Origin of the sequence: Streptomyces malaysiensis subsp. samsunensis, assembly GCF_024519315.1 — a bacterium.
Classification (GTDB): Bacteria; Actinomycetota; Actinomycetes; order Streptomycetales; family Streptomycetaceae; genus Streptomyces; species Streptomyces malaysiensis.
In genome coordinates, this window is sequence record NZ_JANIIC010000042.1 from 75,094 (window position 1) to 99,853 (window position 24,760).

The 24,760-nt window shown below is 73.6% G+C and carries 8 protein-coding genes; 3 read left to right on the forward strand and 5 right to left on the reverse strand.

Annotated elements, in window-relative coordinates; genetic code table 11:
• Positions 1-9 precede the first annotated feature (9 nt).
• The 4 genes from NQU54_RS30725 to NQU54_RS30740 form a co-directional block, all read right to left on the reverse strand.
• Positions 10-18,675 (reverse strand): non-ribosomal peptide synthetase, encoded by an 18,666-nt coding sequence (locus tag NQU54_RS30725; protein WP_257633892.1) that lies wholly within the window; start codon positions 18,673-18,675, stop codon positions 10-12.
• 142 nt (positions 18,676-18,817) lie between these two features.
• Positions 18,818-20,179, reverse strand: coding sequence for a serine hydrolase domain-containing protein (locus NQU54_RS30730; protein ID WP_257633893.1), 1,362 nt, complete (start codon positions 20,177-20,179; stop codon positions 18,818-18,820).
• Between the two features lie 44 nt (positions 20,180-20,223).
• Positions 20,224-21,423, reverse strand: a complete 1,200-nt coding sequence (locus tag NQU54_RS30735) for a copper amine oxidase (protein ID WP_257633894.1) — start codon at positions 21,421-21,423, stop codon at positions 20,224-20,226.
• Positions 21,424-21,437: 14 nt separating this feature from the next.
• Positions 21,438-22,283, reverse strand: a complete 846-nt coding sequence (locus tag NQU54_RS30740; protein WP_257633895.1) for a hypothetical protein — start codon at positions 22,281-22,283, stop codon at positions 21,438-21,440.
• 290 nt (positions 22,284-22,573) lie between these two features.
• On the opposite strand from NQU54_RS30740, the gene NQU54_RS30745 reads away from it, so the two are divergent.
• Complete coding sequence (locus NQU54_RS30745; RefSeq protein WP_257633896.1) at positions 22,574-22,987, forward strand: helix-hairpin-helix domain-containing protein; 414 nt, start codon at positions 22,574-22,576, stop codon at positions 22,985-22,987.
• Positions 22,984-23,298: a hypothetical protein gene (locus NQU54_RS30750; RefSeq protein ID WP_069872138.1), complete on the forward strand. Its 315-nt coding sequence runs from the start codon at positions 22,984-22,986 to the stop codon at positions 23,296-23,298. Before NQU54_RS30745 ends, NQU54_RS30750 begins: the two co-directional genes overlap by 4 nt.
• A 16-nt stretch (positions 23,299-23,314) precedes the next feature.
• Here the strand turns inward: NQU54_RS30750 and NQU54_RS30755 are convergent, their stop codons facing one another.
• Positions 23,315-24,052, reverse strand: a complete 738-nt coding sequence (locus NQU54_RS30755) for an SDR family oxidoreductase (RefSeq protein ID WP_069872141.1) — start codon at positions 24,050-24,052, stop codon at positions 23,315-23,317.
• A gap of 130 nt (positions 24,053-24,182) precedes the next feature.
• Here NQU54_RS30755 and NQU54_RS30760 point away from each other — a divergent pair.
• The coding region (locus tag NQU54_RS30760; protein ID WP_102933531.1) for a TetR/AcrR family transcriptional regulator at positions 24,183-24,760 on the forward strand (578 nt) is incomplete at its 3' end.

Here is a 24,760-nt window from a genome sequence, read left to right on the forward strand (position 1 = left end):
CGTCCTTCCTCACCGGTCGTCGTGGTCGCTGCCGCCGAGAGCGGCGTCTTCGAGTTCGCGCAGGATGTGCTCCTCGACCAGGTCGGCGAGGGCGGAGACGGTGCGCGCGGTCAGAATGTCCCGCGGGGTCAGATCGACGGCGAACGCCTCCTTGACCCGGGAGGCGATCAGCAGGCTGCGGACCGAGTCACCGCCCAGGGCGAAGAACTCGTCCTCCGCGCCCACCGGCGACACATCCAGCACCTCCGACCAGATCTCCGCGATGACCTCCTCGGTGGGGGTGCGCGGGGCGATATGGCCGGCCGACGCGGCGGTGGTGGCGGGGCCGGGCGCGGGCAGCGCCGCGCGGTCGGTCTTGCCGTTCTCCGTGAGCGGCAGCCGCTCCAGCACGGCGAACGCCGACGGGACCATCGGGCCCGGAAGCGTACGGCCCAGATGGGTGCGCAGCTCCGTGTCGGCCGGGGCGTCGGCCCCGGGCACGAGGACCAGATGCGCCACCAGCCGGCGTACCCCGGGCTCGTCCTCCCGTACTGTCACCACGGCCTCCGCGACGGCGGGGTGGCCGCACAGGGCGGTCTCCACCTCACCGGCCTCGATGCGATGGCCGTGCAGCTTGAGCTGGTGGTCGCCGCGCCCCAGATGGTGGAGGCGGCCCTGGGCGTCGTAGCGGGCGAGGTCGCCGGTGCGGTACATCCGGGAGCCGGGCGGCCCGAACGGATCGGCGACGAAACGGGACGCGGTCAGCCCGGCGCGGCCCAGATAGCCGCGGGCGAGCGACGGACCGCTGACCCACAGCTCGCCGGGCACGCCCACCGGCACCGGGCGCAGCCGCGCGTCGAGCAGATGGACCCGGGTGTTGGGGATGGGCCGCCCGATCGGCGGCGGGGCCCCGTCGTGGCCGAGCGGTTCGGACCAGGTGGCCACCACGGTGGTCTCGGTCGGCCCGTACGCGTTGATCATGCGGTGGTACGGCGCCCAGCGGGCGGTCAGCTCCGCGCCGCAGGCGTCCCCTCCGACGATCAGTGTCCGCAGCTCGGGCAGTTCCCGCTCGGTGCCCGCGGGCAGTGTCGCGAGCGCGGCGGGCGGGATGAGGGTGTGTGTGATCCGCTGCCGCCGCAGGACGTCCGCGAGATGGCCGCCCAGCAGCGGACCGGGCTCGGGCACCACCAGGGTGGCCCCGGACGGCAGCGCCATGCACAGCTCCAGGACGGAGGCGTCGAAACCGGGCGAGGAGAACCGCAGGACGCGGTCGCCCGGCCGCACCCGGAAGTGCTCGGCCTCGGCGGCGGCGAACCCCGCGATCCCGCGGTGGGTGACGACCACGCCCTTGGGCGTTCCGGTGGACCCGGAGGTGTAGATCACATAGGCGGGGTCGTCCGGGTGGACGGCGGCGAGGCGGTCCGCGTCCGTGGGGCGGTGCGCCGGACCGTCCGTGATGTGGACCTCGGCGGTCCGCTCGATCACGAGGTGCGGGGCGGAGTCCTTGAGCATCAGCTCGATGCGCTCGGCCGGGTAGCCGGGGTCGATGGGCAGATAGGCGCCCCCGGCCTTGGCCACCGCGAGCCGCGCGACGACGGACTCCACCGACCGGGGCAGCACCAGCGCGACGATCCGCCCGGGGCCCACGCCCTGGCCGATGAGGCGGTGGGCGAGGCGGTTGGCCCGGCCGTCCAGCTCCGCGTAGGTCAGCCGGAGGCCGGGGGAGTCCACCGCGGTCGCGTCGGGGGCGCGGTCCGCCGCCGCCTCGACGAGTTCGGCCCAGGTCGCCTGCTCCACCCGCCGGGCGGTGTCGTTCCACGCCACCAGGAGCCGGTGGCGCTCGGCGGCAGGGAGGACGTCGATCCGGTCCAGCGGCAGATCGTCGTCGGCCGAGGCCAGCGTGCCGAGGAGATGGGTGAGCCGGTCGGCCAGCGCCTCGGCGGTGGAGTCCTCGAACAGCCGCGGATCGTAGCCGAGTTCCACGGACAGTTCGGATCCGGGCGAGACCACCACGGTGAGCGCGTAGTTGGTGGACTCCAGGGCGCGCAGATCGCGCACCCGCAGCCCGTGCTCGGCCGCGGCGGCGCTGTTGATGGGGTAGTTCTCGAACACCACCAGGCTGTCGAAGAGGTCCACCCCGGCGGGCAGTCGGCTCCAGCCCTGGAGCTGGGACAGCGGCACATGGCCGAAGCCGCGCGCGTCCGCCTGCTCGGCCTGGAGCTCCCGCAGCCAGGCGGCGGTACCGGCGGCGCCCTCCACCGCACACCGCACCGGGAGGGTGTTGATGAAGATGCCGGTGATGTCGTCCGCGCCGGGCAGCTCCGTCGGCCGCCCGGAGACCGTCGTCCCGAAGCAGACGTCCGGCTCGCCGCTCAAGCGGGATACGAGCAAGGCCCAAGCTCCCTGCACGATCGCATTCATGGTGAGCCGGTGCCGCCGGGCGAAGTCCTGGAGTGCGGCGGTGTCCCGCTCACCGAGCCGGTGCGAGAGCCAGCGCGAGGACCGGGTGGCGAGCTCCGGTGTCCGCCTGTGGTCGCAGGGGAGGGGAGTGGGAGCGGTGAATCCCTCCAGAGCCTGCCTCCAGTGGGCCTCGGCCCGGGTGCGGTCCTGGCGGCCGAGCCAGGCCACATAGTCGGCGAACGGTCTGCGGACCGTCAGCCTCGGCCGTTCACCGGCGGCCAGGGCGGCATGGGCGGCGAAGACATCGCCGAGCACCTGGAAGACGCTCCAACCGTCCAGCAGCACATGGTGGAAGGTCCACAGGACCCGCACCTCACCGGGTGACAGTCGGGCCAGGGTGATGCGGAGCAGCGGGGCCGCGGTGAGATCGATCCCGCGGGCGCGGTCCCGGTCCAGCAGCCGTTCCAGCGCTGCCGTGCGCTCATCCTCCGTGAGGCCGGTCCAGTCGAGCTCCTCGACCGGTACGGCCGCGGTGCGGCGCACGACCATCAGTGGCTCGGCCACACCGTGCACCACCACCTCGCCGCGCAGCACCGGTGTGCGGTCCACGACATGCTGCCAGGCGGCGGCCAGAATCCCGGGATCGCCGACCCCGTCCAGGACGAACGTCGCCTGTTCCACATAGAGCCCTTGGTCGCGCTGGGCCAGTGCGTGGAAGACCAGCCCGGACTGGGTCGGGGTCAGCGGATGGATATCGGCCACGTCCCGGCCGTCGCCCACCAGCCGGTCGACGGTCTCCTGATCCAGGGTGGCCAGCGGGAAGTCCGAGGGCGTCCGCCCGCCCGCGTCGGGGCGGACACACAGCCGGACGATCGCCCGCAGCTCCTCGGCCATCTCCTCGGCGAGTCGGCGCACCGTGGCGTGCCGGTGCAGCGACCGGGAGTAGGACCAGCTGAGCTCGAGCCGCCGGTCCGTCACCCGGCCGATCACATCGAGGAGATGCGGCCGGGGCGCCTCCGGGCTCATATCGCCCTCCAGCCCACCGGCCAGGGCGTGCAGCAGACCGCCCGCCGGGGGCTCCCAGTCCTGCTGCCCGAGGTAGTTGAAGCTGATCTCCGGGGCCGCGGGGAGACCGGAGGCGGCCGCGCCGGACAGATGGCGCAGCGCGCCGTAGCCCAGGCCGTTCCCGGGGACCGCCCGCAGCCGCTCCTTGACGGCCTTCAGCGTCCGCTCCAGCCCCCAATCCGCGGGTGCCTCCAGCGCCACGGGAAACATGCTGGTGAACCAGCCGACCGTACGGGACAGATCGATGCCCTCGAAGATCTCCTCCCGGCCGTGCCCCTCCAGGGCCACTGCGACCCGGTCCTCGCCGGTCCAGCGGGCCAGCACCCGTCCCAGGGCGCACAGCAGCACATCGTTGACCCGGGTCCGGTACGCGCCCGGCACCTCCTGGAGCAGCAGCCGGGTGTCCTCGGCGCCCAGCCGGACGGTCACCTCCTCCGCCGTGGCGGCGGTGTTGGGGCCTTCGCCGTCCGTGGGGAGGCCGGTGCGGCCGTCGAAGGCGGCCCAGTGGCCGCGTTCCGCGTCGAAGCCCCCGGCGGCGGTGTGGTCGCTCAGGCGCAGCGCCCAGGTGCGGAACGATGTGGTCCTGGCGCCGGGCGCCGCCGTCCGGCCCGCGACGAGCTGCCGGTAGGCGGTGTCCAGGTCCTCCAGCACGATGCGCCAGGAGACGGCGTCGACCACCAGATGGTGGGCGGTCAGCAGCAGTGCGGGCCGTTCCCCCGCGCCCCGGGTGAAGAGCGCCGCGCGCAGCAGCGGCCCCCGGGCCAGGTCGAACCCGGCCCGGATCCGCCCCGCCGTCTCCCGTACCACCGTGTCCCGCCGCTCGGGCGCCACGGCGGACAGGTCGTGGACGTCCAGCACCGGTCGGTCCTCCGGTGGGGCGTTGTGCTGGCGCACGGCGCCGTCCCCGGTCCGCTCGAACCGCAGCCGCAGGGCGTCATGGTGGGTCAGCACCGTGGCCAGGGCACCCCGCAGCGCGCCGTGGTCCACCGACGCGGTCAGCTCGGCCGAGACCGACTGGGTGAAGTGTCCCGCCGTGTCGCCCGGTTGCTCGAAGAGCCAGCGCTGGATCGGGGTGAGCGGCACCTCGCCGACGACCGGCCCCCGCTCGGCCGCGGTCGCCGTGGCCGTGGCCTCCCGCGCGGCCGCCGCAAGGTCGGCCACGGTCTGGTGGACGAAGAGATGGCGCGGGGTCAGCTCGATACCGGCCCGCCGGGCGGCGGAGACGATCTGGATGCTGAGGATGGAGTCGCCGCCGAGGGTGAAGTAGTTGTCCTCCACGCCGATCCGCTCCACCCCCAGGACCTCCGCCCAGATGGCGGCCAGGGCCTTCTCGGTCTCGGTGCGCGGCTCCACATGGCCGGTGGCGCGGGCCGTCCAGACGGGTGCGGGCAGCGCACGCCGGTCCAGCTTGCCGCTCGACCCCAGCGGCAGCCGGTCCAGGACGACCACGGCCGAGGGGACCATATGGTCCGGCAGGCTCGTGGCGAGGAAGCCGCGGATCGCGGCGGTGTCCACCGGCGGAGAGCCGGGGACCTGGACCACATAGCCGGCCAGGCGCTTGTGACCACCGGTGTCGACGACGGCCGCGGCCGCCTCGGCGACACCGGGGTGGCGCGCCAGCGCGGCCTCCACCTCGCCCAGTTCGATACGGAAACCACGCACCTTGACCTGGTCGTCGGTTCTGCCGAGGTACTCCAGCCGCCCCCGCTCGTCCCAGCGGACCAGATCGCCGGTGCGGTACATCCGGCCGCCCGCGGGGCCGAACGGATCGGCCGTGAACCGCAGCGCGGTCAGCCCCGGTTGGCCGAAGTACCCCCGGGCGAGGCCAGGCCCCGCCAGATACAGCTCTCCCGGCACACCGACCGGCACCGGCCGCAGCCGCGCGTCCAGCGCATAGGCGCGGGTGGCGGCGACCGGGGAGCCGATGGGCGGGGTGCGGTCCGGATCGGCGGGGTCGCAGGTCCAGGCGGTGGCGTAGACGGTCGCCTCGGTGGGCCCGTAGATGTTCGCCACCCGGCAGCCGGGGATGGCCGCGCGGACCTCCTGGACGGTGCGGGCGGCGAGCCCCTCGCCCGCCAGCACCACGGTGCCGGCCGCCACCGAGACCGAGCCCTTGCCGAGCACCTGCCCGAGCGCCGAGGGCACGGCGCTGATCAGGCTCGCCGTCCAGGGCCGTGTCCGCTCGGCCAGGGTGAGCAGATCGCGGACGATCTCGACGGCGCCCCCGGCCAGCAGCGGGCACAGGATCTCGAAGACCGACACATCGAAGTTGAGGGAGGTCGAGGCCACCACATGGGAGAGCCCCTCGGCGCCGAACTCCTCCCGCGCCCACGCGGCCAGCGCGGCCACGCTCGCATGGGTGACCACGACGCCCTTGGGCGTCCCGGTCGACCCCGAGGTGTGGATGGCGTACGCCGGATGGCCGGGGTCCAGCGGGTGGCGCCGCTCGGCGTCGCCGATGTCATGGGCCGGCAGCCGCGCCAGCCGTCCGCGGAACTCCGCGCCGTCCAGCAGGATCCGGCCACCGCCCGCCCCGGCGGGGATCCGGTCCGCCACCTCGCCGGTGGTCACCACCGTGTCCGGGGCGATGTCGCCGAGCATGAAGGCGATCCGCTCCGCCGGGTAGGCCGGGTCGACCGGGAGATAGGCGGCCCCGCTCTTGAGCACCGCCAGCACGGCCACCACCAGCTCCGGTGTGCGCGGCAGCGCGAGGGCCACGAAGCGCTCCGGTCCGGCGCCCGAGGCGATCAGCAGCCGGGCGAACCGGTTGGCGCGCTCGTTCAGCTCCCGGTAGGTCAGCCGCCCGCCGTCGCCCATCACCGCCACCGCGTCCGGGGTACGGGCCGCCCGCGCCTCGAAGAGCGCGGGCAGCACCGCGTGCGGCGCGGCGCGCACCGGGCCGCTGAACCGGTCGAGGATCCCGCGCGTCCCGGCCTCGCCGATCAGCGGCAGTTCGTCCAGCCGGCGCTCCGGATCGGCCGCCATCTCCACCAGCAGATTCCGCAGACAGCCGCCCAGCCGCTCGATCGTCGGGGCGTCGAAGGCCGCGGGGTCGTAGTCCAGTGAGATCGACAGCCGCTCCTCGGGCGCCACCACGACGCTGAGCGCGTAGTTGGTGGGCTCCACATCCCGCTCCTGCCGGATGCCGAGGCCGTGGGCCGCGATGGCCTCGCCGTCGAACGGGTAGTTCTCGAAGACCACGATGGAGTCGAAGAGGCTCACCCCGCCGGGCACCTCGCTCCAGCCGCCCAGCTGCGCCAGGGACACGAACTCGAAGAGGCGCGCCTCCGACTGCGCCGATTGCAGCTCCCGCAGCCAGTCCAGCAGCCCGCGCCCGCCCGTCACCCGGACCCGGGTGGGGACGGTGTTGATGAACACCCCGACCATGGACTCGACACCCGGCAGCGCGGCCGGCCGCCCCGAGACGGTGGTGCCGAAGCACAGGTCGTCGGCCCCGCTGTACCGGGACAGCAGCAGCGCCCAGGCGCCCTGCACCACCGTGTTCATGGTCAGCCCGCCGCGCTGCGCGACCGTACGGAGCCGGGCGGACTCCTCGGTGCTCAGCGTGACCCGGTGCGAGCCCGAGGAGGCGGTGCGGTGCGCCTCCGACGCGGGCCGGTCCCGCGGCAGTTCGGTGGGCGAGGTGAACCCCGCCAGCGCCGTACGCCAGTAGCGCTCGGCCTCCGCCGTGTCCTGCTCGCCGAGCCAGCCCAGGTACTCGCGGAACGGGCGGCGGGCGGGCACCACGGGCGCGCGTCCCCCGGTGAGCGCCGCGTACCGCTCGCAGACCTCGTCGAAGACCTGCGCCGCGCTCCAGCCGTCGAGCAGCACATGGTGGAAGGTCCAGACGATCCGCACCTCGTCGGCGGACAGCCGGATCAGCGCCAGCCGCATCAGCGGCGCCGTGGTCAGGTCGATCCCCTCGGCCCGGTCCTCGGCGAGCATGCGGTCCAGTTCGGCCTCGCGCCACTCCTCGGGCCGCCGCGTCCAGTCGTGGTGGACGATCCGGGGCGTCGCCGCGCGTGTCACGACCTGGAGCGGCTCCGGGGTGTCCGCCCACACCAGATGGGTGCGCAGGATCGGATTGGCCGCCACCGTCCGCCGCCACGCGGTGGCCAGCGCCCGCGGGTCGGCCGCCCCGGTCAGCGTCAGCTGCACCTGGTTGACATAGGCGTCCGAGGCCGGATCCACCAGCCCGTGGAACAGCATCCCGGCCTGCGTCGGGGTCAGCGGATAGATGTCCTCCACCGCCCGTCCGTCGGCGGCGATCCGGTCCACCGCGGCCTGGTCGAGACGGGCCAGCGGGAAGTCCGACGGGGTGCGGCCGCCCGCCGCGGGGTCGGCGCAGTGGCCGATGATCTCCTCCAGCGCGCGGAGCATCCCCCGCGCCAGCCCGGCCACCGTCTCCTCGGTGTGCGTCCCGGAGCCGTAGTACCAGGTGATCTCCAGGCACCGCCGCTCCACCCGGCCCACGACGTCCAGCAGATGGGCCCGGACCGTGTCGGGCGCGGCGTCACCGCCGAGACCGTCCCGTACGGCGCGGACGAGACCGGCGTCCTCATCCGCGGCCGTCCAGTCGAACTGCCCGAGGTAGTTGAAGCTGATGCCGGGCTCCGGCGCGCCCCGGAGCCCCGAGGCGGGGGCGAGATGGCGCAGCGCGCCATAGCCGATCCCGTGGGCCGGCACCGCCCGCAGCTGCTCCTTGACGGACTTGAGCGTCCCGCCCCAGCCGCCGTCCGGAACGTCCAGGGCGACCGGATACAGGCTGGTGAACCAGCCGACGGTGCGGGACAGGTCCACCCCGTCCAGCAGATGTTCCTCCCGGCCGTGGCCCTCCAGGTCCACGGCGATCCGGCGCCGCCCGGTCCACTCGCCGAGCACCCGGCCGAGCGCCGCGAGCAGCACATCGTCCACGCGGGTGCGATAGACCTCGGGGACCTGCCGCAGCAGCGCGTCGGTCCGCTCCCGGTCCAGCCGGACGGTGACCGAGGCCATCGCCGCCACCGTGTTGTCCCCCGCGCCGTCCACGGGCAGTCCCGCGGCGCATTCGGCGCTCACCGCCCGCCAGTGGGGGAGTTCGGCGTCGAAACCGCCGGCGGCGGTGTGCTCGGCCAGCTTCCGGGACCAGTCCCGTACGGAGGTGGTGCGCGGCCCGAGGTCGGCCCGCCCGCCGGTGCGCAGCCGCTGGTACGCGGTGTTCAGATCCTCCAGCAGCACCCGCCAGGAGACGCCGTCCACCACCAGGTGGTGGACGGTCAGGAAGAGCGTCGGCCGCCGCCCGTCCCCGTGGTGGAACAGCCGCGCCGCCAGCAGCGGGCCGCGCCCCAGGTCGAACCCGGTCTGTGCCTCCGCCATCGCCGCGTCCTCGGCGGCCCGCCGCTCCGGCTCGCCGAGCCCCGACAGATCGTGCTCCCGCAGCAGCGGCGGGCCCGTCAGGTCCGGCGGCGGGCAGTACTGCCGCGGGGCTCCGCCATCCCCGGGCTCGAACCGCGTCCGCAGTGCGTCATGGTGGACCAGCAGCGCGTCGAGCGCCGCACGGAGCGCGCGCGGGTCCGGGTCCCGCTGGAGTTCCACGACCACGGACTGGTTGAAGTGGCCGGGCCGGGCGGTCCGCATACCGAAGAACCAGTGCTGGATCGGGGTGAGCGGCACCTCGCCGGTCACCGGCCCGGTGTCGGCGGCGGGCGCCGCGGTCGGGGTGGTGACGGTGGCGAGCGAGGCGATCGTGGGATACCGGAAGAGCTCCCGGGGGGTGAGGGCCAGCCCCGCCTGCCGGGCGCGGGAGGCCACCTGGATGCTGAGGATCGAATCCCCGCCCAGATGGAAGAAGTTGTCCTCGGCGCCGATCCGCTCCCGGCCGAGCAGCGTGGCCCAGATCTCCGCCAGGGCCCGCTCGGTGTCGGTACGGGGTGCCACATACCCCGCCGTTCCGGCCGCCGCCGGTCCGGGCGCGGGCAGCCGGCGGCGGTCCACCTTGCCGTTGCCGGTGAGCGGCAGCGCGTCCAGGACGACGAAGGCCGAGGGCACCATGTAGTCGGGCAGCAGGCCGCCCAGGAAGGACCGCAGCTCCCCGGCGTCGGGCACCTCGCCCCCGGCGACCGGCACCGCATAGCCGGTCAGCAGCGTGCGGTCGCCCGCGCGGGCGAGCGCGACGACCGCCTCCGCCACGGCCTCGTGGCGGGCCAGCGCGGCCTCGATCTCGCCCGGCTCGATACGGAAGCCCCGGACCTTCAGCTGGTCGTCGGCGCGGCCCACGAAGCGCAGTTCACCGTCGTCGGTCCAGGCCACGATGTCCCCGGTGCGGTACATCCGGGAGCCGGGCGGCCCGAACGGATCGGCGAGGTACCGCTCGGCGGTGGCGCCGGGGCGGCCGTGGTAGCCACGGGCCACCCCCGCGCCCGCGATGAACAACTCCCCGGGCACGCCCGGGGGTTGCGGCTGAAGGGCGCCGCCGAGGACGTAGGCGCGGGTGTTGTCGAGTGGCCGCCCGATGGGCAGCGAACGCGGCAGCTCCTCCCCGGCGCGGAAGGGGCGCCGGGTGGCGAAGGTCGTGGTCTCGGTGGGGCCGTAGCCGTCCACCACCGTCAGATCCGGGCAGGCCGCCAGCACCCGGCGCACCGCCCCCGCGGGCACCGCCTCGCCGCCGGTCCACACCTCCCGGGCGCCGCTCAGAGAGTCCGGCGCCTCCTGTGCGAGCAGCCGGAACAGCCCGGCGGTCAGCCACAGGCAGTTCACCCCGTGCTCGCCGATCGCCCGGCGCACGGTGTCCGCGTCCACGTCCCCGGCGGGCGCCAGTACGGCCCGGCCGCCGCGCAGCAGCGGCACCCACAGCTCATAGGTCGAGGCGTCGAACGCCTGGGGCGAGTGCACCAGCACCCGGTCGTGGTCCGCGAAGGCGCGGTCCGCGACGAGGGCGGTCACATCGCGGTGGCGCACCGCGACCCCCTTGGGCCGTCCGGTGGAGCCCGAAGTGAACATCAGGTACAGGGCGTTGTCGGGGGAGAGCGCCACGTTCGGCGGCTCCGCCGGGCCGTCGTCGTCACCGTAGGAGCCGGGCGCCACCAGCAGCGTCCGCCGGTCGCCCGAGATGTCCGCCGCCGTGCGCTCCCAGGCGCGGTCGGTCAGCAGCAGCTCCGCCCCCGCCTCGGCCAGCACGCTCCGCAGCCGGTCCTCGGGGGCGCGGGTGTCCAGCGGTACGTACACCCCGCCCGCCTCGACCACCGCCAGCAGCGCCACCACCAGCTCCACCGACCTGTCCATCAGGACGGCCACCGGGCGCTCCGGGCCGGCGCCGTGTCCGATGAGCAGGTGGGCCAGCCGGTTGGCGCGGGCGTCCAGCTCCCGGTAGCTCACCGGGCCCGTCTCGCCGTCCAGGGCCGTCGCGTCCGGCGCGCACCGCACCCGCTCGGCGAACAGCCCGGCCACCGTGGCCTCGGGCAGCGGGACCGCGGTGTCGTTCCACTCCCGGAGCACCTGGTGGCGCCGTGCGGAGGTGAGCATGGGAAGGTGTGCGGGCGCCCGGTCCGGTGCGTCGGCCATGGCGGTCAGCAGCACCGTCAGATACTCGGCCATCCGCCGCGCGGTGGCCTCGTCGAACAGCGCCGGGTCGTAGCCGAGCCGCAGCGTCAGCTCCTCGCCGGGGTAGACCACCAGCGACAGCGGGTAGTTGGTGGTCTCGACGCCGTCCAGGTCCCGCAGGGCGAGGCCGTGCGTGGCGGCGAGGTCCCCGCCGATCGGATAGTTCTCGAAGACCACGATGGAGTCGAAGAGGTTCACCCGCTCGGGCAGACCCGTCCAGGACCGCAGCCGGGTGAGTGGTACGAAGTCGAACCGCCGGTCCTCGGTCTGCCCCGACTGCACCGCGCTCAGCCAGGTCAGCAGGGTGGCGCCGGAAGGCACCGCGAGGCGGGTCGGCACGGTGGTGATGAACAGCCCGTTCATCGTCTCCACGCCCGGCAGCTCCGGCGGCCGACCGGACACCGTGGTGCCGAAGACGACGTCCTCGCGGCCGGACTGCCGGGCCAGCAGCAGCGCCCACGCCCCCTGCACCACGGTGTTCAGGGTGAGCCCCTCGTCCCGGGCCAGATCCTGAAGCCGGCGGGTGGTGGTGGCGGGCAGGGCGACGCGCACGTCCTCGGTGGACTCGGCGTGATGGGTCTCGGTGGGCTCCCGGTCGTACGGCAGCGGGGTGGGCTCGGTGAGATCGCCGAGCCGGGCCCGCCAGTGCTCCTCGGCCAGGGCCCCGTCGCGCTCCCGCAGCCAGGCCACGTAGTCGCCGAACGGGCGGCGGCCGGGCAGACCGGTGGCCATGGCCGCGCCGGAGGCCCCCTCACATGCCCGCGCATGGCAGTGGAAGACATCGGAGAGCACCTGGAACAGGCTCCAGCCGTCCAGGATCAGATGGTGGAAGGTCCACACCACCTGGACCTCGGTCGCCGACAGCCGGGCCAGCGCCAGCCGGGTCAGCGGGGCGGTGGCCAGGTCGAGACCGCGCTCGCGGTCCTCGGCGAGGAACCTCCGCAGCTCCTCCCGGCGCTCGTCCGGCCCGGACAGATGGCGCCAGTCGAGCAGGGCGACCGGGATCCGGGCCCCGCGCTCCACCACCTGGACCGGCTCGGGCACCCCCTCCCACACCGCGCGGGCGCGCAACACCTGTGTACGGTCGGCGACCTGCTGCCAGGCCGCGGCCAGCGCCGCCGGTTCCGGCACCCCGTCGAGGACGAAGGAGAGCTGCTGGAAGTAGGCCCGCCGGTCGTCCTGGGCCAGGGTGTGGAACAGCATGCCCGCCTGGGTGGGGGTGAGCGGGTAGATGTCCTCCACCGTGGCGCCGTTCCCGGCCAGCCGGTCCACGGCGGCCTGGTCGAGGGCGGCGAGCGGGAAGTCCGACGGGGTGCGGCCGCCCGCACCGGGCGCGCTGCCGTGCCGGGCGATCTCGCACAGGGCCTCGCGGAACTCCCCGGCGAGCCGGGCGACCGTCTCCTCCCGGTGCAGCCGCGCGGAGTAGAACCAGGTGAACTCCAGGCCGTCCCCCCGGGCCCGGCCCACCACCTCCAGCGGATGCGGGCGCGGCGAGCCTGGGTCGGCATCCAGGGCCAGCTCGCTGTGGAGACCGCGGAAGAGCCCGTCGCCACCGCCCGGCGGCTCGAACCAACCGAGGTAGTTGAAGCTGATCCCGGCCGTGGGGCCGTCGGGAAGGCCCTCGCCACCGAGCAGATCGCGTCGCACCCCGTAGCCCAGACCTCGCCGCGGTACGGCCCGCATCTGCTCCTTGACCGACTTGAGGACGTCGCCCCAGCCGCCGTCCGGAAGGTCGAGCGCCACCGGGAAGCGGGTGGTGAACCAGCCGACCGTACGGGACAGATCCAGGTCCGCGAAGAGCTCCTCGCGGCCGTGGCCCTCCACGTCCACCGGGACCCGGGCGCGCCCGGTCCAGCGGTGCAGCACCCGGGTCAGCGCGCTCAGCAGCACGTCGTTGACCTGCGTCCGGTAGACCTCGGGGAGGGTCTGGAGGAGGGTGGCGGTCTCCTCCGGGCCGAGCCGGACGGTGACCGACCGGGCCGAGGCATAGGTGTTCACCCCGTTCGCCCCGGCCGCCCCGTTCGCTTCGTCAACCCCGCCCAGGTCGGTCGGCAGCGAGGGGTCGCAGGCCGCGGCGAGGCCGGTCCAGTACGCCTCCTCGTCCGCGAACCCGCCGCTCCCGGCGTGGTCGTTCAGCCGCAGTGCCCAGCGGCGCAGCGGGGAGGACTTCGGGGGAAGCCCGGCTCCCTCGTCCCGGGCCGCCCGCCGGTAGCCGCTGTCGAGGTCCTCCAGGATGACGCGCCAGGACACCCCGTCCACGACCGTGTGATGGACGGTGAGGCGGAGGACCGGGCGCGGCCCGGCCCCCCGGTCGAGCACCGCGCGCATCAGCGGCCCCTCGGCCAGGTCGAAGCGGCCCAGGTGGTCGGCGCCGGTGGTCTCCAGCGGTACGCGGAGGGCCGCCGCGTCCTCGATCCGCTGGTACCAGCCGCCGTCCCGCCGGTGGAAGCGGGAGCGCAGGGCGTCATGGTGCTCCACCAGCGCGTCCAGGGCGTACCGCAGGGCGTCCTCGTCCACCTCCTCGGGCAGCGTCAGGGAGATGGTCTGGTTGAAGTGACCGGCCCGCTCGGGGTCGGTGGTGAACAGCCAGTGCTGAATGGGGGTCAGCGGCAGCTCCCCGGTGGCCGTGCCGTCCCCGTCGGAGCCGGGCGGCCCGGCCGGGGCCGTGGCGGTGTCCAGACGCAGGGCCAGCGCGGCGATCGTCTGGTGGCGGTAGACATCGCGCGAGGTGACGGCGAGCCCGGCCTGCCGCGTCTGGGAGACCAGCTGGATGCTGAGGATTGAATCGCCGCCGAGGGAGAAGAAGTTGTCCTCCACCCCCACCCGCTCCACCCGCAGGATCCGGGCCCAGACCTGCGCCAGGGTCCGCTCGGTGGCGGTCCGGGGCGCCACATAGCCCGGTGCCGCGGCTTCGGCCCAGTCCGGTTCGGGGAGCCGGCCGCGGTCCAGCTTGCCGTTGGGGTTGAGGGGCATCCGCTCCAGGACGGCGACCGAGGCGGGCACCATGTAGTCGGGCAGCGAACGCCGCAGGAACCGCCGCAGCCCCGCCGGGTCCGGCGCGGCGTCCGTGGCGGCCACCACATAGGCGATCAGCCGCCGGTGACCGTCCGCCTCCCGGGCGACGGCCGCCGCCTCGGCGATGTCGGGGTGGCGCAGCAGCGCCGTCTCCACCTCGCCCAGTTCGATCCGGAAGCCGCGGATCTTCACCTGGTGGTCGGCCCGGCCGAGGAATTCCAGCTCCCCGTCGGCGTTCCAGCGGACCAGGTCACCGGTGCGGTACATCCGGCTGCCGGGCGATCCGAAGGGGTCCGCGAGGAAGCGGCGGGCGGTCGGCCCTGGCCGCCTCAGATAGCCCCGGGCCAGGCCCTGCCCGCCCAGATACAGCTCACCGGTCACCCCGGGCGGCACCAGCCGGAGCGTCGGGTCCAGGACATACGCGCGGGTGCCCGCGACCGGGCGGCCGATCGGCGGGGCCTGTGCGGGCACTTGGCCGTCGCAGAACCAGGCGGTGGCGTACACCGTGGCCTCGGTCGGCCCGTACAGATTGGCGATGCGGCAGGAGGGCATGGCCTCCTGGATGTCCCGTAGGGTCTGGGCGGGCAGCGCCTCGCCCGCCAGTACGACCGTCCGGGCCCGGTCCGCCGGGGGGTTCTCGCCCAGGAGCCGGGAGAACACCGAGGGCACTCCGCTGAGCAGCCCCCGCGCACCCGGCCGCCCCTCGGCATCGGTGAGGGCGAGCAGATCCCGCACCACCTCCACACGGCCGCCGGCCAGCAGCGGGCAGAGGATCTCGAAGACGGACACATCGAAGTTGAGCGAGGTCGAGGCGACCACATCGGTCAGCCGCTCCCGTCCCAGCTCCGCCGCGGCCCATGCCGCGAGCCGGGCCACACCGCGGTGGGTGGCCACCACGCCCTTGGGCCGGCCGGTCGATCCGGAGGTGTGGATGACATAGGCGGGATGGGCCGGGGCCAGGGGGTGGATCCGCTCGGCGTCGGTGATGTCGCCGTCCGCGAGCTCGGCCAACTCGGCGCGGACGCCCGGGTCGTCCAGCACCAGCGGTTGGGCGTCCGAGGGCAGGCAGCCGGCCGCCCCGGCGGTGGTGACGATGGTCGACGTCGCGGCGTCGTCCAGCATGAACGCGATGCGCTCGGCCGGATAGCCGGGGTCCACCGGCAGATATCCGGCGCCCGCCTTGAGCACCGCCAGCAGCACGACGACGAGTTCGGCGGAGCGGGGCAGGGCGAGCGCCACCAGCCGTTCGGGACCGGCGCCCCTGGCGATGAGCAGCCGCGCCAGCCGGTTGGCGCGCCGGTTCACCTCGTCGTACGAGAGGCTGGTGTCGCCGTGGGTCACGGCGGTGTCCGCCGGCCGCCGCGCCACCTGGGCGGCGAAGAGCTCGGGCAGGGTGGTCTCGATCGCGGGTTGATCCGGCCCGTTCCAGGCGTCGAGCATCGCATGCCACTCGGCGTCGGCCAGCATCCGCAGCTCGATCAGGGTGGCGCCCGGATCGGCCACCATGGCGGTCAGCAGCCGGTGCAGATGCCCGGCCATCCGCTCGATCGTGGTCGCGTCGAACAGATCGGAGTTGAACTCCACGGTCAGCCCCAGCGAGCCGTCGTCGCGGGGCAGGAACTCCAGCACCAGATCGAACCGTGCGGCGGGGCGCGGCAGGGAGTGCTCGGTGATCCGCACACCGCCCGCCTCCTGGGCGGGCACCATGGCGCTCTGCTGCACGACCAGCGCCTGCACCAGCGGATGACGGCTGGGATCGCGGCGCGGGGCCAGCTCCTCGACGACCCGCTCGAACGGCAGCCGGTCATGGCCGAAGGCGTCGAGCACCGTCTCGCGCATGGTGTCCAGGAACCGCTCGACCGTGGCGTCCCCGTCGACATCGGCGCGCAGCACCAGGGTGTTGACGAAGAATCCCGCGACCGACTCCAGCTCCTCGCGGTGGCGTCCGGCGGTGACGGTGCCGAAGGCGATGTCCCGCTGGCCGGAGTAGCGGGAGAACAGCACCGCGGCGGCGGCCGCGAGCAGGGTGAACAGCGTGGTGTCCCGCTCTCTGCCGAGCCGGGTCAGCCCCGCCACCAGCTCGGCGGGCAGCTCCCGGCGACGCACCGCCCCCGCCGTGGTGCGCACCGGCGGGCGTGGGCGGTCGGTGGGCAGCTCCAGCGTCCGCATTCCGGCGAGCCGGCCCCGCCAGTACTCCAGATCGGCGTCGTCACGGGCGGTGGCGGAACGGCCGCGCTCCCACACGGCGAAGTCCGGGTACTGGAGCGCCGGTTCGGGCAGCGCGGCATCCGTCCCGGACACCTCGGCGGCGTAGAGCGCGGCCAGTTCGCGCACCAGCAGTCCGACCGACCAGCCGTCGGTGACGATGTGATGCTGCGCGAGCAGCAGGATGTGCTCCTCGTCGGCGAGCCGGATCAGCAGCGCCCTGGTGAGCGGCCCCCGCCTCAGGTCGTAGGGGCGGCTCAGCTCGCCGGTCAGCGTGCGTTCGAGCTCCTCGGCGCGCCGCCGCGCCGGATGCCCGCCGAGGTCGGCCCGGTCCAGCGGTACGGTCCCGTGCGCGGCCACCCGCTGCACCCCGTGCCCGTCCACGGTGGCGAAGGTGGTGCGCAGCGCGTCATGGCGGGTGGCGAGCCGGTCCAGCGCCCGGCGCAGCGCGGCCGCGTCGAGCGGGCCGTCGAGCCGCAGCCCGGCCCCGGTGTTGTACTCGGTGCCGCCGGAGGTCAGATCGTCCAGGAACCACAGCCGCCGCTGGGCGGAGGACAGCGGCAGCGGACGGTCGCGCGGCGCGGGCGGAATCGCAGCCTCGGGCGCCTCGGGCGTATCGGCGGCCCCGGCGGGCAGCCGTCCGGCCAGCCGAGCCACCGTCCTGGCGTCCAGCAGATCGCGCAGCGAGAGCTCCACGCCCAGTTCGGCCCGGACCCGGGTCAGCAGCCGCACCCCGAGGATGGAGTCGCCGCCCAGGCCCAGGAAGTCGTCCGCCACGCCCACGGTGTCCACCGGCAGCACCTCGGACCAGATGCGAGCCAGGGCCTTCTCGGTGGGAGTGCGCGGGGCGATGTGGCGGGAGTCGCCGTCCGGAGCGGAGCGCGGGGCGGGCAGCGCCTGCCGGTCGATCTTGCGGTGCGGGGTGAGCGGGAACGCGTCCAGCACCACATAGGCGGACGGCACCATATGCGCCGGCAGCACCCGGGCCGCCGCGGCGCGCACCTCCGCGGCCTTCGGCGGGGTGCCGCCGCCGGGCGGCACCACATAGGCGACCAGCCGCTTCCGACCGGGTTCGTCCTCCCGTACGGTGATCACGGCCGCGCCCACCCGGGGGTGGCGCGCCAACGCGGCCTCCACCTCGCCCAGTTCGATCCGGAAGCCGCGGATCTTCACCTGGTGGTCGGCCCGGCCGAGGAATTCCAGCTCCCCGTCGGCGTTCCAGCGGGCCAGGTCACCGGTGCGATACATCCGGGAGCCGGGCGGGCCGAAGGGGCAGGCGGTGAAGCGCTCGGCGGTCAGCCCCGGCCGGTCGAGATAGCCCCGGGCCAGGCCCGCGCCGCTGATGCAGAGCTCTCCGGTGGCGCCGACCGGCACCTGCCGCGCCGCCTCGTCCACCACGAACACCCGGGTGTTGGGGAGCGGACGGCCGATCGGCGGGGCGCCGGAGCCCGCCACCAGGGCGTCGGTCCAGGTGGCCACGACCGTGGCCTCCGTCGGGCCGTAGGAGTTGACCAGCCGCCGCCCGGGTGCCCACAGGTCCACCAGATCGGCGGGGCAGGCTTCCGCGCCCACGATCAGGGTGCGGAATTCGGGCAGCCCGTCGTGAAGCTCCTCCGGGGGCACGGTCGCGAGCGCCGCCGGGGGGATCAGGGCATGGGTCACCCGCCTCTCCCGCAGGACCGAGGCCAGTTCGGCACCGAGCAGGGGCCCCTCCGGGGGCACCACCAGCGCCGCCCCGGCGAGCAGGGAGGAGCACAGCTCCAGGACGGAGGCGTCGAAGCCGGGCGAGGAGAACTGGAGCACCCGGTCGCCCGGCCGGACCCGGTAGTGGGCCGTCGCCGCGGCCGAGAAGTTGCCCAGACCGGCATGCGGCACCAGCACGCCCTTGGGCACACCCGTGGAGCCGGAGGTGTAGATGACATACGCGGGGTGCTCGGGGAACAGCGGGCGGAGCAGGTCCACTTGGCCGGGGGCGTGATCGGGGCCCGCCCCGGCCCCCACCTCCCGGATCCACACCGGGTCGTCGAGCACGGCCACCGGCCGGGCGTCGGCCAGCATCATGGCCCTGCGCTCCTCGGGGTGCGCGGGGTCGATCGGGAGGTACGCACCACCGGCCTTCGCCACCGCCAGCTCGGCCACCACCAGCTCCGCCGAGCGGGGCAGGACCAGGGCCACCACCCGCTCCGGCCCCACACCGCGCCCGATGAGGTGGTGGGCCAGCCGGTTCGCCCAGCGCTCGACCTCCCCGAAGGACCACTCGCGCTCCTCCGCCACCAGGGCCGGCGCCTCGGGGGTGCGCTTCGCCCGGACGGCGAACAGCTCGCCGAGCGGTGCGCGGGAGACGGCGCGGTCCGTGGCGTTCCACGCCGCCGGAGGAAGGTCCGGGACGTCCCGGGGTGCGGACACCGAAGAGGTCTCGTAGTGGTCCGTCATGGTGGGGTGTGGCCCTTCGGAGCGGTTGCACGGGCAGATGGCAGATGGGGGACGGCTCGGACCGGTCGGCGCCGAGCCGGGGCGCCCGCGCCCGGCCGGGGGAGCTGTGGGGAGACGGCCGTGCGCGTGGGCGGTGGGGGCCTCAGACCAGGGCGCTCTTACGGGCCATCCGGCCCGAGAGCTGGATCCGGTCGACGGCGCCGGTCCGCGGATCGCGGACGAACCGTCCGCCGGGGATCCGGCGTCCGGAGGAGGGGTCCACCAGATCGCAGGTGAGGTCCTCATGGCAGACCAGCGGCGCGGAGGGGTCACCGTCCACGGACAGGGCGAGACCACCGCCGTCGCCCATGGTCACCTGGTACTCGATATCGCCGTTGAGATAGATCCCGGTGCACTGGGAGGTCGCGGCCATGGGGGTCGCCGGACCCCGCGGGGCGGGGGCGGCGGGCATCGGGACACCGGTGATCTCGCCCAGGACATCGGTCAGTTCGTTCCACAGCTCGGTGCCGCTTCCCGCGTTGGCGGTGAAGCCGACCACCGTCCCCGTGACGGGGTCGGCGCGCAGGGAGCAGGAGGTGCCCTGGGCGTTTCCGTCGTGCCCGAACCACACCGTGTCGCCGCGGTGGAAGAGCGCCCAGCCCAGGCCCCAGCCGTCGGCCAGCACACCGGGGTCGCCGCCGGGCACGGGGCGGCGCATCTCCTCCGCGAGCTCGCGGAGCGGCAACCCCGCCGGGCCGTCGCCGAGATGGGCCCGGCCCAGCGCCACCAGATCGAGGGCACTGGCCCTCAGCGCACCGGCCGCGGCCTCGGCGGGGGCGAGGTTCTGCCGCACCGGCCTCGTCCTGCCGGTGGCCTTGTTGGCCGAGTGGCCGCGCGCGGTGGGCCGGTGCGGGGCGGCGGCCGTGCCGATGAAGGACGGCACGGTGCCCAGCGGATCGAGCAGAACGGACCGCATGGCCTCCTGCCAGCTCATCCCGGTGACCGTCTCGATCAGCCGGCCCGCCGCGACATAGCCCGCGTTGGAGTAGGAGAAGTCCGTTCCCGGAGGCATCACCAGGGTGCGGTCGGTGCAGTGGTCCAGCAGATAGCGTGCGGCGGTCACCGAGGCCACCTGGTCCGAGTCGGGCCCGGACGGCAGCCCCGCGGTGTGGCTGAGCACCTGGCGCACCGTGCACGGCGGACCGGCCCGCCGCAGCTCGGGCACATGGTCGCCGAGCCGGTCGTCGAGCTCCACATCGCCGTCGGCGACCAGGAGCATCACCACGGTCGCGGTGTACGCCTTGGTGACGGAGCCGATGGGCACGGCGGCGTCGGCGGTGAACGGCTCGCCGGTGCCCACGTCCAGGACGCCGGTCTCCACGGCGAACGTCATACCGCCGCTGTGCACGGCGAGTTGGGCTCCGGGCACCCGATGGTGGCGGGCCAGTGCGGTCAGGCGGTCCTCGAGGACGCGGCGTAACTTCGACCGCTCCTCGGCGGACGGCGCCGGGGTCGGACGGAACACGGTGCACTCCTTGCCGGGGAATGGGACGGGCGACGGGGGCCGGGTCATGGCAGCCGGCTCGTGGCCGTGACATCCCGGGGCACGATCGTGAAGCCCTGCCAGTGGGTCGGCATGGGGTCCTGGTCCTCGTCCCTGGGCACATGGTGGAAGTCGACACTGACCCAGGCGACCGGGTCGGTGAGCCGCTCGCCGCCGGTGTACTTGTCGACCGAGGTGGCGCAGTCCGGGGCGGTGTTGCCGTAGGCCAGCCGCTCGCACTCCCGGTACTGCGTGAAGTACATGTCGTGGTGGGTGAACTCCTCGGTCTCGTGCGGGCCCCGGTACTGATCGCTGTGGTGGTTGTCGATCTCCCAGGACTTGACGTGGCCGTCGGTGTTCTCGGCGGTGGGGTTCACCACCCGCCAGAAGCGGGTGGGCGCGAGGTCCGCCGCGGTCTCATGGGAGAGCACGGTGCGCTTGGTGGTGCGCGCGGCCGTACCGCTGCCCGGGTAGTCGTACTGCTCCACGGTGTTCTTCGACTCTCCGTCGACGTCGAAGTCCAGCCGCCAGAAGATGTTGTGCGAGTGGTTCTCGCTGAACCGGGTGGAGCCCACCCCGGTCGGCCAGCCGCTGCCCGCGTCGGAGAACTGGAACGGCGAGAGGCTTCCGGTGGCGCCCGACCGGGGGGTGATGGAACCGTCGTCCGAGAAGCGCCATTCGGTGATGTAGTCGTACCAGCCGATCTCGGAGACCGAGAAGACGACCAGGTCGGTGCCGTGCAGAACGCCCTTCTCCACCGCGCTCTTGTAGGCGAACGGCCGCGGCTGCTCCTCGACGCACAGCACGGGGGTGTCGCGGAAGTCGCGCAGCCGCCCGTCGGGGCAGTCCTCGGCGCTGAGCCGGGTGAGCGTGCCCTGCTCCAGATCGCCGAAGCCGATCGCGGAGACATCGTGGAACCGCGGCTGACCGCTGTCGTAGGGCACATGCACCTCGGCCAGCGAGGCGCTCTTCAGCACACGGGTGGGGGCGGAGCGGTTCGGGGTGTAGATCACATCGCTCAGCACCGCACCGGTGTTGCGGTCGATGTCCCAGCACATCTGCCACCGGGCACCGTTCTTCAGCGTTGTGTCGATGCGATCGGCGGCGGGGCAGGACGGGGCCGCCGAGGCCCTCGCGGGCGCGGCGGACGCCGGGCCCGGCACCCACAGGGCCAGCGATCCCACCACGGCGATCAGCACCCGGGCACACCGGAACAGACTGGACACGGACAAGGCTCCCCTCACAGGCCGATGACGGCGGCGTGCCTGGCCGACAGATCGATGACGATCCGGCTGGTGTCGATCCACTTTCCGCCCGGAATGCGTACGAACAGCTGCACACACCGGTGCTCACCGCACCGGGACACCTGCCGGGCGCCGTCCACCCCCTTGGCGCGGGAGCCGAGGAACGACATGCCCTGGAGGAGCAGTTGGGACGGCGAGGTCAGCCGCTTCCCGGTCTGCGAGGCGTAGGAGTCGCGCATCCCCGGGCCGAGCCGGCGGTCGGCGAGGACGATCTTCACCGCCTCGCGGGCCTCGGCGAGGGTGGGGGGCGGCTGGACACCGCGCTGACGTGCGGAGTCGAGGACCTTGCCGGCGCGCAGGTCTACCAGCCGGGTGATGAGGGTGTCCGAGGCGTAGTCGTAGAGCTGGACCTCGGCCCGGCCGTCCGGGGCGGAGGAGACCGACTTGGCCCGGGGCGGACGGCGGGTGTCCAGCGGCTCGGCGCCGGAGCCGCCCGCCGCGTTCCGCTCCCCGCTTCCGGTGTCCTGCTTCGCGTCCTGACCGCCCCGCGCGGACGTGGTTCCGGGCCGGGTGGCGGCGTCGACGGCGATACGGGACGCCGCGCGCGACTCATCGGGGGTCAGCCGGCCCGAATGCGACGCGATGGCCGCCGCGGGTTGCGAGGGGTCGGGAGCGGGCGATCCGGCCGTCCGGAGGGCGGCGATCGCGCCGCCCGCCAGCACCGCCGTCAGACCCAGCGCCGCGGATACGCGCCATCGCCGGTGACGGCGCCCCCTGGTTTCGGCCGCACCCTTGTGAGTGGCGTTGTCTCTCATCACCCAGCCGTTTCCGTTGTCGGTCATATGAGCCGGTGGGGCTCGCGGTGACAGCACTCGGCCGGATCCCGGATTCTCGCTGATGCGTTCCCGTCCGCACCGACGGGATTCGGGCCGCTGACGACGGCTGGCGCGGACTCCCCTCCCCGGACTCTTCGCTGTCCACTGATGGCTCACGCTTTCACCACTCCGGGCGGCGTAACAGTCGCATTTGTCATCAAGCGGCTGTGAGAAACGCATGTCTGGATCGACGGTCGAGCGGCCGCAAAGCGATGGCGGGGAAGGCTGGTTGAGAGCCTCTCTGCCATCATGCTCACATGAGCCATTCGATCACCATTCGATGTGACATCTGTGGCGCCACCCATTCCTCCTCCGCCGCTGACAGCGTCGGTGCGCTTCGCGACGTCATCGTTCAAATGAGCTGGTCCAGGGCGCGATGGAATGGCCGGGTGATCGATATGTGTGGCGTGTGCGGTGCCCGGGAAATGGCGCCGAACGCACCCGGACGGCGCTGCGGTTCCTGCGAAGGGGGCGAGCTTTTCGATGTCCTCGGACACGACAGAATCGGACATCGTTTGGCCAATGCATTGCTCAGGGCCGGTATCGATAATCCCGAACTGCTCTCCAATTTCTCCGCGCGTCAACTTCGCGATCTGGACGGCATCGGCGCCGTGAGCGCCCATCACGCACTCAATCGTCTGCACTCCACACCGAACGAAAGGCGATCGTGAACGAATCTTCCACGGGAACATCCGTACGGCCCGCTCTGTTCAACGGCCGGCGGCACCGGGTGTTGTGGGTGGTGGGCGTGGTGTTTTCCGCCGGGCTGCTGGCGCCGCTGTTATTCCTCGGCGCCGCCCGAAAGGGGATCGTGCCGCGCACCGTACCCGCCGGGTACGCGGTGGTCATCTATCCGATCGCGCTCGGGCGGCAGTGGCTGCCGGACCCGGGCGACTGGATCTCATGGACACTCGCGGCCGCGGTTCTCACCGCGGCCGTCCACGCCGTGCTGCTGGACACCGGGCGCCCGCCCGGCGGTTGACCTCCGGGCGCGGAGCTCAGCTCTGCGCGGTGGGGCGGACCACGATCTCGCCGACGTCGACACCGGCCGGCTGCTCGATGGCGAACGCGATGGCGCGGGCGATGGCGTCCGGGGATATCGCGATCTTGTCCATGCCGCTCTGGATCGCGCTCCTCGCGTCCGGGTCGGTAATGGAATCCGCGAGCCCCGTCCGGGTGTATCCCGGCGAGACCGTGGTCACCCGCAGTGACTCGCCCGCCTCCTGGCGCAGCCCTTCGGAGATGGCGCGCACGGCGTTCTTGGTGCCGGCGTAGACCGACATCGTGGGGACGATGGTCAGCCCGGCGGTGGAGAGGGTGTGCACGAAATGCCCGAAGCCCTGCTCGCGGAAGACGGGCAGGGCCTCGGCGATGCCGTACAGCACGCCCTTGATGTTGACGTCGACCATCTCCTCCCAGTCCTCGACGCGCAGATCGTCGAGGGGGGAGATCGGGCTGATCCCGGCGTTGCTGACCAGGACGTCGAGCTTTCCGTATCGCTCGCGTGCCGTCGCGACCAGACGGGACAGATCCGCGCGCCGCTTCACATCCGTGGCGACGGGGACGGCCTCGCCGCCCGCCCCGGCGATCCGGGCCGCAAGCGCCTCGATGCGGTCCGACCGCCGCGCGCCGAGGACGACCGTGGCGCCGCGCTCGGCGAGCAGCAGCGCGGTCGCCTCGCCGATACCGCTGCTCGCGCCCGTAATGGCGACGACCTTGCCTTCGATACCCGACATGATGGGTGGTCCTTCCAGGGAAAAGGGGAGGCGGCGATGGCCTACTGTGGAAAGTGGAGGCGCCGCCACTTCGTCCCACAGTAAGTGGAGGTGCCTCCACTTAGCAACCGGGGAATGAGGAGAGCCGCCGATGGTCAGGGATCCAGGGCGCCCGCTGCGGGCCGACGCACAGCGCAACCGGGAGAAGATCCTCTCCGCCGCGGTGCGGATCTTCGCCGAGGAAGGGCTGAACGCCCACCTCGAGCGCATCGCCAAGGAGGCGGGTGTGGGCACCGGCACCCTCTACCGGAACTTTCCGACCCGCGAGCTGTTGATAGAGGCCGCCTACCGCAATGAGCTGGCCCGGCTCTGCGATGCCGCCCCCGAACTGCTGGCGGCCCTGCCCCCGCGCGAGGCCATGCGCGTGTGGCTGGGCCGCTTCATGGACTACGCCAACGCCAAGCTGGGCATGGCCGACGCGCTGCGGGGCGTGGTCGCGTCGGGCGTCAACCCGTACGCCCAGAGCCACGAGATGATCCAGGACGCCCTCTCGCTGCTGATGGACGCCGCCGTCACGGCCGGTGTGATCCGGTCGGACATCAGCGCGACCGATATGTTCGCCGCACTCACCGGCATCGCCCTCGCCTCGGGGAAGCCCGAACAGCGGGAGCAGGCCGACCGTCTCCTGGACCTCACCCTGGACGGACTGAGCGCCGGAAGCGGTCGGTA